The 14,577-nt window shown below is 69.5% G+C and carries 12 protein-coding genes; 2 read left to right on the top strand and 10 right to left on the bottom strand.

Annotation, left to right across the window (positions count from 1 at the left end):
• Positions 1 to 3: 3 nt before the first annotated feature.
• From NNZ72_RS10805 to NNZ72_RS10795, 3 genes are read right to left on the bottom strand one after another with little or no spacing between them, the layout of a single operon-like run.
• Positions 4 to 1,089, bottom strand: a complete 1,086-nt coding sequence (locus NNZ72_RS10805; protein ID WP_257315318.1) for a phosphotransferase — start codon at positions 1,087 to 1,089, stop codon at positions 4 to 6.
• Entirely contained in the window at positions 1,082 to 2,065 is a 984-nt protein-coding gene (locus tag NNZ72_RS10800) for a 5-oxoprolinase subunit C family protein (protein WP_257315317.1), read from the bottom strand. The genes NNZ72_RS10805 and NNZ72_RS10800 overlap by 8 nt, the downstream gene beginning before the upstream one ends.
• Entirely contained in the window at positions 2,062 to 2,925 is an 864-nt protein-coding gene (locus NNZ72_RS10795) for a 5-oxoprolinase subunit B family protein (RefSeq protein ID WP_257315316.1), read from the bottom strand. The genes NNZ72_RS10800 and NNZ72_RS10795 overlap by 4 nt, the downstream gene beginning before the upstream one ends.
• A gap of 163 nt (positions 2,926 to 3,088) precedes the next feature.
• On the opposite strand from NNZ72_RS10795, the gene NNZ72_RS10790 reads away from it, so the two are divergent.
• Entirely contained in the window at positions 3,089 to 3,751 is a 663-nt protein-coding gene (locus tag NNZ72_RS10790) for a GntR family transcriptional regulator (RefSeq protein WP_257315315.1), read from the top strand.
• Between the two features lie 32 nt (positions 3,752 to 3,783).
• Here NNZ72_RS10790 and NNZ72_RS10785 read toward each other — a convergent pair whose 3' ends face one another.
• The 6 genes from NNZ72_RS10785 to pxpA form a co-directional block, all read right to left on the bottom strand.
• Positions 3,784 to 4,626 carry an ABC transporter permease gene (locus tag NNZ72_RS10785; protein ID WP_257315314.1) on the bottom strand — a complete coding sequence of 281 codons (843 nt, stop codon included), beginning with the start codon at positions 4,624 to 4,626 and terminating at the stop codon, positions 3,784 to 3,786.
• Positions 4,627 to 4,630: 4 nt separating this feature from the next.
• Positions 4,631 to 5,566, bottom strand: a complete 936-nt coding sequence (locus NNZ72_RS10780) for an ABC transporter permease (protein WP_257315313.1) — start codon at positions 5,564 to 5,566, stop codon at positions 4,631 to 4,633.
• 76 nt (positions 5,567 to 5,642) lie between these two features.
• On the bottom strand, positions 5,643 to 6,842 hold the full coding sequence (locus NNZ72_RS10775; RefSeq protein ID WP_257315312.1) for an ABC transporter substrate-binding protein: 1,200 nt from the start codon (positions 6,840 to 6,842) through the stop codon (positions 5,643 to 5,645).
• A 34-nt stretch (positions 6,843 to 6,876) separates the two neighbouring features.
• The gene (locus NNZ72_RS10770) at positions 6,877 to 7,959 is read right to left on the bottom strand and encodes an ABC transporter ATP-binding protein (RefSeq protein WP_257315311.1); all 1,083 of its coding nucleotides are present in this window, start codon (positions 7,957 to 7,959) and stop codon (positions 6,877 to 6,879) included.
• Between the two features lie 35 nt (positions 7,960 to 7,994).
• Positions 7,995 to 9,443 (bottom strand): hypothetical protein, encoded by a 1,449-nt coding sequence (locus tag NNZ72_RS10765; protein WP_257315310.1) that lies wholly within the window; start codon positions 9,441 to 9,443, stop codon positions 7,995 to 7,997.
• Positions 9,444 to 9,447: 4 nt separating this feature from the next.
• Positions 9,448 to 10,182, bottom strand: a complete 735-nt coding sequence (pxpA, locus tag NNZ72_RS10760; RefSeq protein ID WP_257315309.1) for a 5-oxoprolinase subunit PxpA — start codon at positions 10,180 to 10,182, stop codon at positions 9,448 to 9,450.
• Positions 10,183 to 10,727: 545 nt separating this feature from the next.
• Between pxpA and NNZ72_RS10755 the strand changes: the two genes are divergently transcribed.
• Positions 10,728 to 13,700 (top strand): NAD(P)-dependent oxidoreductase, encoded by a 2,973-nt coding sequence (locus NNZ72_RS10755; RefSeq protein WP_257315308.1) that lies wholly within the window; start codon positions 10,728 to 10,730, stop codon positions 13,698 to 13,700.
• Between the two features lie 25 nt (positions 13,701 to 13,725).
• On the opposite strand, the gene NNZ72_RS10750 is transcribed toward NNZ72_RS10755, so the two are convergent.
• A complete protein-coding gene (locus tag NNZ72_RS10750) occupies positions 13,726 to 14,565 on the bottom strand; it encodes a hypothetical protein (RefSeq protein WP_257315307.1) in 840 nt (279 codons plus the stop codon).
• Between the last annotated feature and the right edge of the window lie 12 nt (positions 14,566 to 14,577).

Raw genomic sequence — 14,577 nt, 5'->3', positions numbered from 1 at the left:
GGCTCACTCCATACTGCAGGCGGCGCGAAGGGCCGCCGTGACCTGGTCTCGGGGAAGGGTTGCGAAGAGGCGCAGGCCCATGCGGGCGGGGCCGTTGTTGCGCAGGATGTAGGCCGCGTTCTGCGGATAGCGCGCCGCGCGGCCCTCGGTGATGGCGACGGTCGTCATCAGGCGCGCGACGATCAGGTCGCGCAGCACGTCGATCTCGCGCCGCTCCAGCGGCAGGACCTCGTGATAGGCCCGCACCATGTCGCAGACCGCCGCGAGGCAGCCTTCGGCCTCCTGCGTGTGATAGGAGGCGGCGACGGCGAGATCGATGATCAGCGCGGTCTTCACCATGTCGCCGAAGTCGAGGATGCCGGTGATCCGGTCCGGATCGGTGGGCTCCAGCACCGCGTTGTGCAGGTTCAGGTCGTTGTGCACGACGCGCTGCCTGAGCGTCGCGAGGACGGGGAGGACATCGGCGTCGAAGTGGTCGAGCTCCGCCGTCAGCTGCCGGCGCAGGTCGGGCTCCGTCAGGGCCTCGACCAGCGGCCGCAGACGCGAGGCGTTCTTGACGTCCCAGAGGATCTCGTGGCTGGAGGCCGGATGGTCGAACCCCTCGAAGGCGATGCCGAGCCGCGCGAGCGCCCGCCCGAGGTCGCGCCGCAGCGCCGGCGTGACGCCGACGCGCACCACAGGGAACCCGTCGAGCCAGGTGAGCACGCGGATGACGCTCGACCGCCCGTCTTCCAGCACCAGCGGGAATTCGCTTCTTCCGTCGAGCGCCCGCAGGGCCTTGGGCACCGGCAGGCCGGGATCGCGCCGCTCCAGCCAGAGCAGCGCCTCGGTCTGGAAGTTGGTGTTGATTTCCGGCTCGGCCGGGTTCGAGACCTTCAGCGTGAACTTGCGCCCGTCGTCGGCGACGATGTGGAAGTTCGCGTCGCGCTCGCAGGCGAGGGTCTCCGCGCTGCCCGAGATGCCGAAATGGCGTTGCATCAGCCGGGCCGCGGTGGCCTCGTCAATGGCGGGCGGCGGGCTGTTGAGCATTTCCCCGAGCGCGCCCCGGACGGGATCGCTCGCGGGCACGATAGTCGTCACGTCAGACACGGACTGCCACTCCTGCGCTGGTCACGGTTTCGAGCGCGGCGCGCAGACGGCCGGCCTCCTCGCGATCGATCCGGCGGAATCGCAGGACGTCGCCGGGCTTGGCCTGGGCGAGCTTCCAGAACGCCGCGCTGGCGACCGTGAAGGGATTGATGAAGCCGCCGGTGCTCGGGGCGTCGTTGACCAGTATGATCGGCGTCTGCCCGGCGAGGTTCACCGCCCCGAGCGGATAGCCGTGGTCGATGATGTTCGACGGGTCCTGGCCGTGGTCACTGCTCTTGTCGAGCGCCCGGCCGGCGAAGGCGAACTGCGGGCCGCTCAGGCGGATGCCGGTGCGGTTGCTCTTGGCCTGCACCGACCAGTCGGCGCTGAAGAACATCTCGACGGAGGCGGGGTCGAGCCAGTCGTCGTTCGGGCCGGCCAGCGCCTCGATCTGCCAGGTCTTGTCGGTGGAGAAGGGCGGGCGGCTCGCCTCGGGAACGGCGAGGATGTCGCCGGCGCCGGAGGGCGGCGGACCGAGCGGCAGGACCTGGTCCCTGGCGAGCGCCTGTCCGCCGACCCGGGCCATGTGGAACACCGCCCGCGAGCCGAGCACGACGGGCGTGTCGATGCCGCCGGAGACCGCGACGTAGCCGCGCGCGCCGCTGTAGGCGGCCGCGAGCTCCAGCACCTGGCCGGCCCTGACGGGCAGGCTCCGCCACATCGCCGCCGGCTCTCCGTCGAGCTTCGGCCGCATGTCGGCGCCGGTGACCGCGACCGTCGCGTCGCAGTCGAAGCGCAGCGTCGGGCCGAGGAACTGGCATTCCAGCGCGGCGGTGTCGCGCGGATTGCCAGCCAGCAGGTTGGCCTGCCGGAACGACCATTTGTCGAAGGGGCCGGAGACCGGGAAGCCCTGCTCCAGATAGCCGATCCGGCCGGGCAGTTCCTGCACCGTGGTCTCAAGGCCCGGCTTCAGGACGGTGATGCAACGCGCGTTCATGCCTTTTCTCCGTGCGCCTTTACCCAGTCGAGATACCGGTCGACCGAGAAGATCTGGTATTCGACCACGTCGTGTTCGTAGCGGCCGGCGGCGACCTCGGCGTCGATCCAGGCGCATTCCTCCGCCGTCACCGGGCGGAAGCGCACCCGGTCGCCGGCCCGCAGCAGCGCGAGGCTGTCGCGGAACGCCGGCAGGCGCTGGGTGCCGTCATAGATCGGCGCGGGGCAGCGCCCGATCAGCTGGTAGCCGCCCGGCGTCCGGTCGGGATAGACGCAGCAGAGCGCGCCGCCGATGCCGACCGCGCCCTTCGGCGTCCAGGTGCGCGGCGGGTTGTACTTGGGGGCGGTGATGCGCGAGCCGGGTCTCAGCGGCAGCAGCGAGCAGAGGCCCGGCCAGAAGCCGAGCGCGGCGACCCAGTATTCCGTGCCGGAATGCCGGCGCGCCAGGGCCGCGCGGTCGGCAAGCCCGTTCAGCTCGCACAGGAGGTCGGGATCGAACCGCTTGTCGGGATAGGTCTTGCGATAGTCCTCGATGCAGGCCGTCGTCTCCTCGTCGAAATAGCAGACCGGCAGCGTCACCAGCCGGCTGGGCAGCGATCCCGAGACGTCGGAGCCCATCTCCTCGTAGATGGCCGCGATCGCCCGGGTGAGGTCCTCGTAGGAGATGCGGTCGGGATCGTAGTTGATCTGCAGCGAGGCGAGTTCGGGGATGATATCCTCGATCGCGGCGATTCCGGCCTCGCGCACGGCCGCGACGAGGCGGTGCACGGTGAAATTCAGCGTGAAATCCATCCCGTCGCCCAATTCCACCTCGACAGCGCGGTCGCCGCCGGGGAAAAAACGCAAAGTGTCATGCAGCATGGGAGTGCCTCTGTTGGAACCGGGCCGGGCGCGGCGAGGAGCCGGCAGCGCCGGGAATAATTCTGCATAGATATATGATATATCTTGTCGGAAACGGTCGTGACTTCGTATATTTAGGAAAACTCGGGCAACATGCTCCGTGACTGTCGGGAAGAGGGACGAAATGACCAAGATCGCACGCGAGCCGCTGAGCGACCGAGCCTATGACGAAATCCTCAAGGGCATGGCCGAGGGAACCTTCGCGCCCATGCAGCCCATGGTGATCCGCAATCTCGCCGACAATTTCGGCATCTCGGCCACGCCGATCCGCGAGGCGCTGCAGCGCCTGATCGCCGAGCATCTTCTGGTGCAACTGCCGAACCGGTCGATCGTCGTGCCGCAGATGACGGTCGAGCGGTTCAACCATCTCCTGCCGATCCGCGTCGCGCTGGAGGGCATGGCGGCGGAGCTCGCGACGCCGCTTTTCACCGACGAGGACTTCGTCAAGATCGACGCGCTCCTCAACCGGATCGCGGAGACCACGGTCACCTACGACGCGCGCACCTATCTGAAGCTGAACCGGGAGTTCCATTTCAGCATCTACGAGAGAGCGGGCAATCCCGAGCTGCTGCGGGTGATCCAGGGGCTGTGGCTGAAGGTCGGCCCGGTCTTCACCGGTCTGTTCGACACGGATCACTACCGCGAGCATGCCAACGACGAGCACCGCAACATCATGGCGGCGGTGAAGCGGCGGGACGCCGTGGCCGCGCGCGAGGCGATGGCCGACGACCTGAAGCTGGCGGCCCGGGCGCTGCTGCCGCGCCTGGCGCGCGCGCCGGCGGACTGAGCCGCCGGCCGCGGAGGGGTATGCGGCCGGGCTCATGAGCGGCCCACCCGGGCGAAGAGCAGCCAGAAGACGCCGCACAGCAGCGGCAGGGTGACGAGCAGCACCAGCGAGGCGAGCGAGAAGATGATCGGCACCTGGCTCTGCTGGGCGGCGGCCTGGATCCAGCTCCAGACCGGCATGGTCTCGGCGGTGCCGCGCAGGAAGATCGACCGCATGACCTCGTTGAACGACATCAGGAAGCCGAACAGCGCGGCGCTGACGATGCCGGGCATCAGGATCGGGAACTCGATGTCCCAGAAGACGCGCCAGTTGCTTGCGCCGAGGTCGCGGCCCGCCTCGACCAGCCGGTGGTCGAAGCGGACGGTCACCACCAGGACGATCAGCAGGGCGAAGGGGAAGGCCCAGACGAAATGGCCGAGCGCGACCGACCAGAAGCCGAGCTTCAGGTTGAGGACGGCGCGCGCCAGGATGAACAGGGCCGCCCCCATCGACATGCCGGGCACGAAGAGCGGGACGACGAACATGAACAGGACGCGGCCCGGGCTGTTGAGCGTCGGCAGGGCGCGGCCGATGATCGTCGCGGCCACCGCGCAGACCAGCCCCACCAGGACGCCGATCGCCAGGCTCGCCAGCATCGGCTTGTGCCAGGCGCTGTTGGAGAACAGCGCGCGGTAGTGCTCGAGCGAGAACGATCCCGGGATGCCGCCGAGCGGGTTCTGGCTGATCGACAGGAGGATGAGCCACAGCAGCGGGAAGTAGATGAGCGCCAGCATGGCGAACCCGCCCCACTTGCCGAGGCGCTTCCAGACGGGCGCGTAGCTGGGCTCGAGTTTCGGCGAGATCGGGCGCAGGTTGAGGGAGTGTTGGCTTTTCATGCGCTCAGCCTCTGAATACGCTGACGGACGAAGGATCGCCGAACCGCCGCGCGATCAGGTACATCGCCGCCAGCAGCAGCAGGAGCAGCAGGATCACGAAGGCGGAAAGTGCCGCGACGACGGGATAGCGCAGCGCGGAATAGGCGCTCTCGATCGAGTTCGAGATGAGGTTGACGAAGCCGCCTCCCAGCATGCCCGGCTCGACCCAGGCGGCGAGCGCCGGACCGAGGCAGAACACCACGCCGGCCATCACGCCGGGCAGCGATAGCGGGATGATGATGCGGCTCAGCGTCTGCCAGGGCGAAGCGCCGAGGTCGTTGCTGGCCTCGAGCAGCGTGTCGTCGATCAGGTTGATCGCCAGATAGATCGGCATGACCATCGGCGGGAACAGGCTGACGACCATGCCGAAATGCACCGCCACCTCCGAATAGAGCAGCCACTCCACCGGCGTGTCGACGAGGCCGGTGCCGAGCAGCATCGTGTTGACCAGGCCGGACTGGCCGAGGATGGCGCGCCAGACGATGGTGCGCGAGGACATGTCGAGGAAGAACGGGATCGTCAGCATGGCGAGGCAGACGGCCTGCACGGTGCCGGACCGGCAGCCCTTCGCCAGCCAGAGCGCGAACGGGAAGGCGATCAGGAGCTCGATCACCGTCACCGTGAGCGCGATGCGCAGCGTGCGCAGCGTCACCTCCCACCGGCCGGAGGAGAACAGCCCGATCCAGGTGTCCAGCGTCGGCTCGTAGACGGTGCGGAACTGCACGGTGGTGAAGAAGCTGAAGGCGAAGAGCACGACGATCGGCACGATCACCAGCACGAACCAGGTCGACAGGATGACCGTCACGGCGAAGTTCATGTCGGCGAGCCTGCCGGCCAGCGCGCGCAGGAAACCCTGGCGGCCGACCGTCGCTGTTCCCGAGGCGCCTGCTGTCTGTTGCATCTCACTCATCCAAAGAAGTTCCGGATCGCCGGCCGGTCCGGGCCCACGTCGCCGCGGGCCCGGACCCCGTCTTCGCTCAGGCGTTCAGGAAGCGCTGCCATTCCTCTTCCATCGCGCCGGCATTGTCCGGCGTGGTGGTCGAGACGTAGGGCTTCGAGAACTTCTTGTTCACCTTGGCCTCGGTGGCCTTCAGCGCGGCGATCTCGTCCGCGCTCCAGCCGTTGGCCTCGGCATATTCGACGCCGAGGTCCATGTTCGGGCCGGCATAGCCGCGGTCGCGGGCCTGAAGCGCGCGATATTCGCCGCCGAGGAAGTAGTTCAGCACCTTGTAGATCGCGGCGAGATTGCCCCGGTCGGCGGCCTGGGCGGCGATATAGGCGCCATGCCCCCACTTGAAGTAGCCTTCCTTGGTGTAGGCATAGCGCGTGGCGTCCGGCCCGAGCTTGAGATTGGCCTCGCGGACGGCCGGCTCCCAGCAGTTGATGACGTCCACCTCGCGGTTGGTCAGAAGCTGGATCTGCTCCTCGAACGCACCGTAGAGCGTGCGGAACTGGCCGGCCTTCTTGCGCTCGATCAGGAAGTCCGCGACGGTCCTGGCCTCCTCGGGCGTGAGGTCGGCGATGTCGCCGAACGTCGCGGCCCCCTTCGACTGGAGATAGAGTGCCGCGACGCCCATCGAGTAGGTATAGGCGTTGCCGTAGGCGACGCGGCCGCGGGTGTTCTCGTTCTCGAACATCAGCGACCAGGACAGTTCCTCCTCGCTGTCGGCCGCCATGCCGAGCTTTTCCGGGAAGTAGCCGAAGCTGTCGGCGTTGCCGATCACCGGCACGCCCCACTGCTTGCCGTCGCGGTCCTGCACGACGGCCGAGCGCTTCCAGTCGTCCGACGTGCGCTCCCAGAGCGTCAGCTCGGGATTGGCCTCGTCGAGCGGGGCGTAGAAGCCCTGCGGCCCGAGAATGTCCTCGGTGCCGGATTCGAAGACGAAGAGATCGACGCTGTCGCCCATGTTGGCGCCCATGACGTCGCGCATGAAGACGCCGACGTCGTTGCTGGAGCCGGAGAGCTCGGCGCGCACGCCGATCGACTTCTCCATCGGCGCCCAGTCCTTGAGCGCCGCCGTCGGAACGCCGTAGATCTTGACGGACGCCACGTCCTGCGCGCCGGCGATGCCGGGCATGCCGCCGAGCGTGGCGGCACCCGCGAGCGCGGTCATGCCCGCCAGCATCTGGCGGCGGGTCAGTTGGGCCTGGTTGTATGTTGAAAATCTGTCTTGCATCTTGCGATCCCCTGTTGGTTTTCCTGGTTTGCAGTCACTGCGCGGCGAAGATCACGGCATCCGTCGTGTTCCAGCCAACCCTTCGTATTTCCTCTGTTTCGCTCCCTACGCCGTGCCAGCTGCGCAAGCGCAGCGGTCCTGCTCCCGTGGCGACCGTGACGTCCGTGTACTTGCCCCGGTAGATCCGGTTCGTGAGCGTCGCCTCGACGCTCTCCGGCGCCTCCGCCGACACGGGAGAGATGCGTTCGGCGCGGATCGCGATGGCGACCGTCCCGCCGACCTTCAGGCCGTCCGCGGTGACGACCCCGCGGATGCGCAGGCCGCCGGGGAACTCGACCGTGCCGAGCGTGCCGTCTTGCGCGACCAGCGTCGCCTCCAGGATGTTCTCGTAGCCCATAAAGCCCGCCGCGAAACGGCTTTCCGGCCTGTCGAAGAGATCGAGCGGGCTGCCGCTCTGGACGATCCGGCCGTGGCTCATCAGAACGACCCGGTCGCTCATGGTGAGGGCCTCTTCCTGGCTGTGCGTGATGTAGACGAAGGTCATGCCCAGGCTGCGCTGCAGCTCCATCAGCTCGATCTGCATGTCCTGGCGCAGGCGCTCGTCCAGCGCGCCGAGCGGCTCGTCGAGCAGCAGGACGGCCGGCTGGGTGACCACGGCCCGCGCCAGCGCCACGCGCTGCCGCTCGCCGCCGGAGAGCTGGCTGATCCGCCGGTCGGCCTTGCCCTCGAGCTGCACCATCGCCAGCGCCCGCCGCGCCTCCTTCAGCGCGTCGGGGCCGTTCACCTTGCGGATCTTCAGGCCGTAGGCGACGTTCTCGACCACGTTCATGTGCGGAAACAGCGCATAGCTCTGGAACACCGTCGTGCAATTGCGCTTGGCTGCGGGAAGATGGGCGACGTCCTGCCCGCCGATGCGCAGCCGGCGGACCGACGTCGGCATCTCCAGCCCCGAGATCACCCGCAGCATCGTCGTCTTGCCGGAGCCGCTGGAGCCGAGGATCGTCAGGAACTCGCCCTTCGCGGCCGAAACCGAGACATGGTTCAGCGCGGTCACCGCACCGTAGCAGTGGACAAGATCCTCGATCTCGAGCATGGGATCCACGACGCCGTTGTTCATCTGCTCTGGTCTCACTCTAAATCCGATATCCAGTTTCAGTGGCGCAGCACCGCCCCGCCGATTCCGGCAAGGCGGACCGCAAGCGAGAGCGCGACGTCCAGCAGGTCGCGCGACAGCCGGGCCGGGTCCGCGACGAGGGCGGGCATCGGCCCGCGCCCGTCCGCGCGGGGCTCGGCCGAATTGCGGCGCAGGCACTGTCCCGGCGCCCGCAAGGCCGCGTCGATCATCGCCGCCGCGGCAAGCCGGGCGGGGTCGTTGCCGCCGGCGCCCTTCAGGCGGTCGGCGATCGCCTCGAGGCCGCGGCCCCCGCCGACGATGACGCCGTCCGTGCGCGCGGCGCGCAGCGCCACGATCGCGCGCCGCACGGTTTCCGCCTGCGCGCCCGATTCCGGTCCCCGGGCGATGGTCAGCTCCACCCAGCGCCCCGCCAGCCGCGCCCGGCGCCGCTCGGCGTGCTCGCGGTCGAGCGGCAGGTAGCGCTTCGCGCGGATCTCGGCCTCGGCGGAGGCGATGCGCAGGGCGATCCGGTCCGCAGCGCCTGCCGCATCCGCCAGATGGACCCGCCCGCGCTCGAAGCGGAACCGCGCCGCCCGGCCGAGCATGGCGGGCTTCAGCCGTTCGATGGCGGTTCCCGCCTGGGCGCAGACCAGCGTCGCGCCGCTGGCGGCGGCCAGATCCTCGAGGATCTCGGCCGCGCGCGGCCCGGCATCGGCCGGGACGAGGGCCGCGATCTTCAGCACGCCGGCCTTCCGGTTGCGCTCGAGCAGCTGCAGCGCCTGGCCCTCGATGCCGCGGGCCACGACGACGAGCGCCTTGCCGCGCGCGGCGAACCCCTCGATCACCGGGGCGAGCGTCTTGAAGTCCGACAGGATCTCGTTGGCGACGATCAGATGGACGTCGTCCATCGCCGCAAGCGGCCCCGAGCCCGCATGGCGCGCATCGAAGCTGAAGCCGTCGGCGGCGACGACGGCGGCTTCCGCCGCTTCCTTCACCTCGACCAGGCCGCCCGGACCCGCCGCGGCATCCGCCTGCAGGATCAGGGGAACGAGCGCGGCATCGACGCCGGCCGCCGCGATCAGCCCGGCGCCCGCGTCGCAGATGCGGGTCTCCGCGGCGAAGGCCGCGTCCAGCGCCGGCCGCAGCCAGGCGAGCGCCTCGATGACGCGTTCGCTCTCGACCGCCGGGCCGCCGGGGCGGCGCCTCTCGGCCAGGGCCGCTCCCGCCATCACGGCGAGCCGGGCCGTCCCGTCGCCGAACTGGCGCTCGGCATCGACCAGCGCCTCCTTCAGCAGCCGTTCGGCGAAGTGGTCCGAACAGATCCGGCGCGCGATCTCGCTGCCGGTATGCGCGGTCAGCACGCGGTCCCCGGTATAGTAGAGGACATGCCGGCCGTCCGGGCCGATCGAGGCCGCGATCGCCCGCAGCGCCGGCGCGATCGCGGCGGCGATGTCCTCCTGCAGTGACTGTCCAGCCAGCGTGCGCATCGCTCTAGTCCCGGGTCAGCTTGCCGCTCTGGTTCAATTCGTCGAAAACCGCGCGGGCGACCTCGATGGCGTTCGGCGTGTCCGAGTGGACGCAGATCGATTCCGCGACCACGCGCACGTCCTTGCCGTTCACCGAGCGGGTGAGCCCCAGCCCGATGGCCCGGCGTACCTTCTCCGCCACCTCCTCGGCCGAGATGGGCGGATGCTCGCGCGAGATGATCTGCCGTCCGTCGTCGCCGTAGTCGATGTCGACGTAGAACTCGCAAGAGAAGGGAATGCCGCGCCGGGTGAAGACCTCCGACATGCAGCAATCCGAAAAGGCGATGACCGGCACGCCGAAGACCTCGGCGGCATCCGCGATGCCCTCGGCGACGGCCGGCTCGTTCTGGGCCATGCCGAACAGCGAGCCGTGCGGCTTGATATGCGAGAGCGTCACGCCCTCGGCCTTGAGGAAACCTTCCAGCGCGCCCGTCTGGTAGATGGTCAGCGCCGAGACCTCCTCGCGGGTCATGCGCATCGGCCGGCGCCCGAAGCCCTCCCGGTCCGGCAGGCCCGGATGCGAGCCGACCCTGATCCCCGCCTTCTTCGCCAGCCGGACGGTTTTCGCCATGACGACGGGGTCGGAGGCATGGAAGCCGCAGGCGATGTTGGCGTGGGTCACGAAGGGCATGCAGGCCTCGTCGTCGCCGAAGCGATAGATGCCGAAAGCCTCGCCCATGTCACAGTTGATCGTAACCATTTTGCCCCTCATCGCTACATGATATATAATATATCTCCGATCCCGCCCACGGAAGTCAATAGGCAAACGGCGCCATCCCGCCTTCTTCGGTGGGGCGGCCATCGGGGATGGACGGCATTGCGGAAAGCAGCCGGTACAGGCACGTCGTGCCGATGCCTTGCCCGGCGGCTCCACGCGGCCCGACGGCGGGCTGCGGCGCCCGCGGCCTGCCGCTCTTCAGCGGGCGGCAGGGCTTTCAACCCGGGCGGCGTGGCCCGAGCCGGCAAGGCGGTTGGTTGCGGGTTGGAGTCGTCCCAAGGTTCTTCCGATGGACAGGCGCGCGCGCCGGGCGAGGGCACTCACGCGCCGGTTCCGGCGTCCCGGCTTTGCGCGCAGGTTTCGCGGGGCGGTGGCCGCCGGTCCGCGCGCGCCGGCGCGGAGAGACCCCGGCCTGGCCGTCGATGACGCAATTCGTGCGCTGTCCGGCGCATATCATGCCGTCCGGCCGGCGGAAAAGCTCCAGTATCCCGGTCCAACTCACCTCCAGGTCATACGGGCGGCTCACCATGAACATTGCGCAGATGCAGGAACAGCGACTTGAAGCACTCCGGCTGACCGGATCGGCGGCGCCGAAGCTGCCGTCCAACCCGTTCTTCGGCGTCGGCCCGATCACCGACGCGACCACCGACGAGGTGGACAGCCGGCTGAGGCGCATCGCCTTCGACGCCTGGATCGAGAAGACCTATCGCAAGTTCGACGACAGGGGCAACGATATCGGCGGCTTCACCACCGCCGAGATCTCCCGCAGCATGCATCGCGGCTATCCGGCGGACAAGATCCTCGTCGACATGATGCGGGCGATCCATCGCTATTTCGGCTTCCCGAAGGAGAAACGCATGGCGGTGGGCCTCGGCGGCGGCCACAGCGGCTACACCGTCTGCGTCCAGCATCTCCTGAACGCCAACGACGCCGCCCAGCGCGTCTATGTCGACACGCCGCGGCCGGAGAGCGATCCGTCGAAGGCCGCCGGCTTCTTCCGCCAGTCCTGGGCGACGCAGCTGATCGAGATGCAGCGCTTTGCCGAGAAGGGCTGCGAGAGCCGCATCCATTTCGCCGCCTCCGAGGGCGTCATCCCGGCGGCGGACGAACTCGCCGCCCTCGGCATTTCGGTCTTCGTCGGCGTCGGCCACGAGACGACCGGGGCCAATGCCTATACCGCCGGCGAGATCCGCGAGCTGCTGCGCTGGCTCGACGGCGATCCCGAAAGCCGCCACGCCGTCTTCGACGCCACCTCCATGCTCGGCGCGATGCCTTGGGAGCCGGAGCTGGTCGCGGCCGTGATGGCGAAATGCTGCCTGTTCATGCCGTTCCAGAAGGCGATCGGCGGCGTCTCCGGCTATTTCGTCGCCTCCTTCACCCCGCATGCGCTGGCGCTGATCGAGAAGAACCAGCAGGACCCGTCCTGGGCGATCCCGCGCCAGCTCAAGATCGCCCCGCCGGTCGACCCCCGCCAGCCGTTCTCGGCGAAGCGCTCGGTCGACGCCGGACCGTTCTACGACGCGGCCGAGGACCGCATGCTCGGCGGCGTCATCAACACCTACAGCGCGCTCGCCTTCGCCGAGACCACCTTCGGCCTGCTGCAGTCGGAGGCGCGCGTCGGGTCGGTCGTCGATCTCAACCGCCGCTCCGCCGCCAATCGCGCGGTGATCGACGAGTGGGTGAAATCGCATCCGCTCTTCTCGCTCACCGTCGCCGACGCCGAGCGGCGCGGTGCGGCGGTGACGCTGCTCAAGGTCGAGGATGCCGGCATCACCGATCCCGCCGTCCATGCCCGCATCATCGCCCGCTCGAAGCAGCTCCTCGGCTACGAGGGCATCACCCACCCGAACGGCGAGTACGAGCCCGGCCTCGACGCGGCCCGCTACGTCAACGCCTTCCCCGGCACGCCCGGCGACTATCGCGCCTGGGTCGGCGGCATCCGCGAGCCGGAGGACGTCGTCGCGCTGCTGGAGAACCTGCAATACGCCTATCTGCGCGCCAAGATCGTCGTGCTGGAGGAGGAGCTGGCGAAGCAGGGCGTCACGTTCGAGGCGCCCGCCACGGCGAGCGGGCCCGTGCGCAAGGACGATCCCGGCCGCGCCTACACCGTGCTGATCGCCGACCTCGTCGGCCTGCGCTTCGGCGCCGACGGCAAGCCGGACCATAGCGAGGTCAAGGCCCATATCGAGGCGAAGGGCGGCGTCTTCCATCTCGGCCCGCTCGGCGACCGGGCGGGCCTGGACAAGGGCCGCATCCACTTCTTCTACCAGCCCGGCCTTTCCACCGAGGCGGAAATCCTGCCGCAGACCGACAGCGGCCAGTACGACGCGCTGATCGCCGCCGCCACCTTCATCCCGAAGGCCTCGGTCTTCCCGCTCGGCGGCGTGCGCATCGGCGCCGGCACCGGCAACATGGGCTCGGCCTCCTGGGGCGGCGGCAACGGCGAGGGCGGCACGGCACCATTGATGAATACGCCCGGCATCAACAGCCGGGCGACCGCGCAGATGGTCATGAAGGCGATCCTCAGGGTCCTGCCCGACCTGCCGGTGGAGGAACTGCACCGGCGCGTGTCGGCGGGCGACTTCGACACCGGCCGCGACCTCAAGGACTATCCGACCGCCAAGCTGGAGGGCCGGAAGATCGCCGTCCTCGGCTACGGCAATATCGGCCGCGAGGTCGCCGGGCTCGCCAAGGCCTTCGGCATGAGGGTGGCGGTCTACGCGCGCGACCGCCACAGGCGCTGGATCGAGGCCGAGGGCTTCGAGCATGCCGCAAGTCTGGCGGCGGCGGCCGCCGGCGCCGACGTGCTCTCCGTCCATATCGGCCTCGGCCGGCTCGATCCGGTGACCGGCGCCTATTCCAATGCCGGCACCGTCGATGCCGCGGTGCTCGGCGCGATGAACGACGGCGCGGTGCTCGTCAACTACGACCGCGGCGAGGTCGTCGACGTCGCGGCGCTCGACGCGGCGCTGTCGTCCGGCAAGGTCGCGCATGCGGCGATCGACGCCGACCTCTTCAAGGATGCGGCCACCGGCCGGCTCGGCGGGCCGATGCTGCCCTACCTGCCGCTCGAGGAGCGCCACCGGGGCAGGCTCGAGCTCCTGCCGCATGCCGCCGCCGACACCGACCATCCCTCCAGGGTCGCCGGCGCGAAGCAGGCTGTCGACCAGGTCTTCGACGTCATCCGCTTCCGCTCGGTCGCCAACCTGAAGGGCGACCTGCCGGAAGGCTACGTCTCGGCCGGCGGCCGCACGCCGCCGGGCATCGGCCGGGTGACGCGGGAGGCGGTCGCCGGCGCTGCCGGACAGGCGGACCTCCTGGACGAGCTGCGGCAGGCCTCGGAGACGATCGCGGCGGTCGTCGGCGCGCTCTCGGCCGTCGCCGATCCCGGCCACCGCGCGCGGATCGTCGAGCGCTATACGGACCTCCTCGTCGAGAATGCCGACAGGCAGCGCGCGCTGCTGGACCGCCTCGGCCTCTACGGCGCGGCCGGGGCGTGAGGCGGCGGCCCGTCCTCCGGGGCCGTCAGAAGCGCGTCTCGTTCTCGCGCGCCAGCACGGCGAAGGCGTCCGAGTCGGCGATGTAGCGCCGCTCGGCCGCGTCCCAGCGATAGGTCACCGCGATCGTCCGCGTTCCCGGCTCTGGAACGGCCGCACCGTCGTCGCACGGCTCAGCCGTCCCTGCCGTGCGTTCGGTCACGGTGGCCCGGATGTCCGCGAACGGCGCCGCCGTCCCCCGGCGGATGTCGAGCCGCTGCGTGCGCTTGAAGGCGCAGGCCCGGTCGTCCAGGGTGGAGATCGTGTCGACGAGCTCGAACCGGTCGCCGCCGAGGAGGATCAGGGCGGTCATCGCGTAGCCCTGGCTGGAATTGAAATGCGTGCTTCGGGTGACGAGCAGGTCGCCGGCCTCGCCGACCGGCAGCCGGACGGGTCCGGCGAAGGATGTCCGGCGATCGAAGGCGACGTCGGCGGCGTCGAGAAGCCTCGGCTCGCCGGCGATGTCGAAGAGGGCGAGAACGGCGAAGCCGGCGGCGCTGTCCCGCGCCTCGCCGAAGTCCAGGAGCAGGACCATCCGATCGGAGCCGCCGGAGCGCGCCGGAACGGCCGTAAACGCCCGCAGTTCGGCCGCCTCCGGCCCGGCGCTGCGCCATTCCTCGCCGCCGATGTGGCGCAGGCGGGCCGCCTCGCCGCTTGCGGCGATCCGGGGCGCAACGAGCCGGACGAGGTCGGCGAAGGTCAGATCCTCCCTGCCGCCGACCCGATCCGCGAGGTCGGGAGACGCCGCCGGCTGGGCGGACGCGCGCCCGGCCGGCGCCGAGAGGACCGCCAGCACGACCAGGACCACGCGCAGCAGAACGACCATCATGACGGTCTCCTT

Origin of the sequence: Shinella pollutisoli (assembly GCF_024609765.1) — a bacterium.
In the GTDB taxonomy this organism is placed as follows: Bacteria; Pseudomonadota; Alphaproteobacteria; order Rhizobiales; family Rhizobiaceae; genus Shinella; species Shinella pollutisoli.
This window is presented reverse-complemented; position numbering and strand designations above follow the sequence as displayed.

Coding starts and splice junctions, on each gene's coding strand:
- NNZ72_RS10800 (WP_257315317.1), bottom strand. CDS start 2,065: ATGAACGCGCGTTGCATCACCGTCCTGAAGCCGGGCCTTGAGACCACG.
- NNZ72_RS10795 (WP_257315316.1), bottom strand. CDS start 2,925: ATGCTGCATGACACTTTGCGTTTTTTCCCCGGCGGCGACCGCGCTGTC.
- NNZ72_RS10790 (WP_257315315.1), top strand. CDS start 3,089: ATGACCAAGATCGCACGCGAGCCGCTGAGCGACCGAGCCTATGACGAA.
- NNZ72_RS10785 (WP_257315314.1), bottom strand. CDS start 4,626: ATGAAAAGCCAACACTCCCTCAACCTGCGCCCGATCTCGCCGAAACTC.
- NNZ72_RS10780 (WP_257315313.1), bottom strand. CDS start 5,566: ATGCAACAGACAGCAGGCGCCTCGGGAACAGCGACGGTCGGCCGCCAG.
- NNZ72_RS10775 (WP_257315312.1), bottom strand. CDS start 6,842: ATGCAAGACAGATTTTCAACATACAACCAGGCCCAACTGACCCGCCGC.
- NNZ72_RS10770 (WP_257315311.1), bottom strand. CDS start 7,959: ATGAACAACGGCGTCGTGGATCCCATGCTCGAGATCGAGGATCTTGTC.
- NNZ72_RS10765 (WP_257315310.1), bottom strand. CDS start 9,443: ATGCGCACGCTGGCTGGACAGTCACTGCAGGAGGACATCGCCGCCGCG.
- pxpA (WP_257315309.1), bottom strand. CDS start 10,182: ATGGTTACGATCAACTGTGACATGGGCGAGGCTTTCGGCATCTATCGC.
- NNZ72_RS10755 (WP_257315308.1), top strand. CDS start 10,728: ATGAACATTGCGCAGATGCAGGAACAGCGACTTGAAGCACTCCGGCTG.
- NNZ72_RS10750 (WP_257315307.1), bottom strand. CDS start 14,565: ATGATGGTCGTTCTGCTGCGCGTGGTCCTGGTCGTGCTGGCGGTCCTC.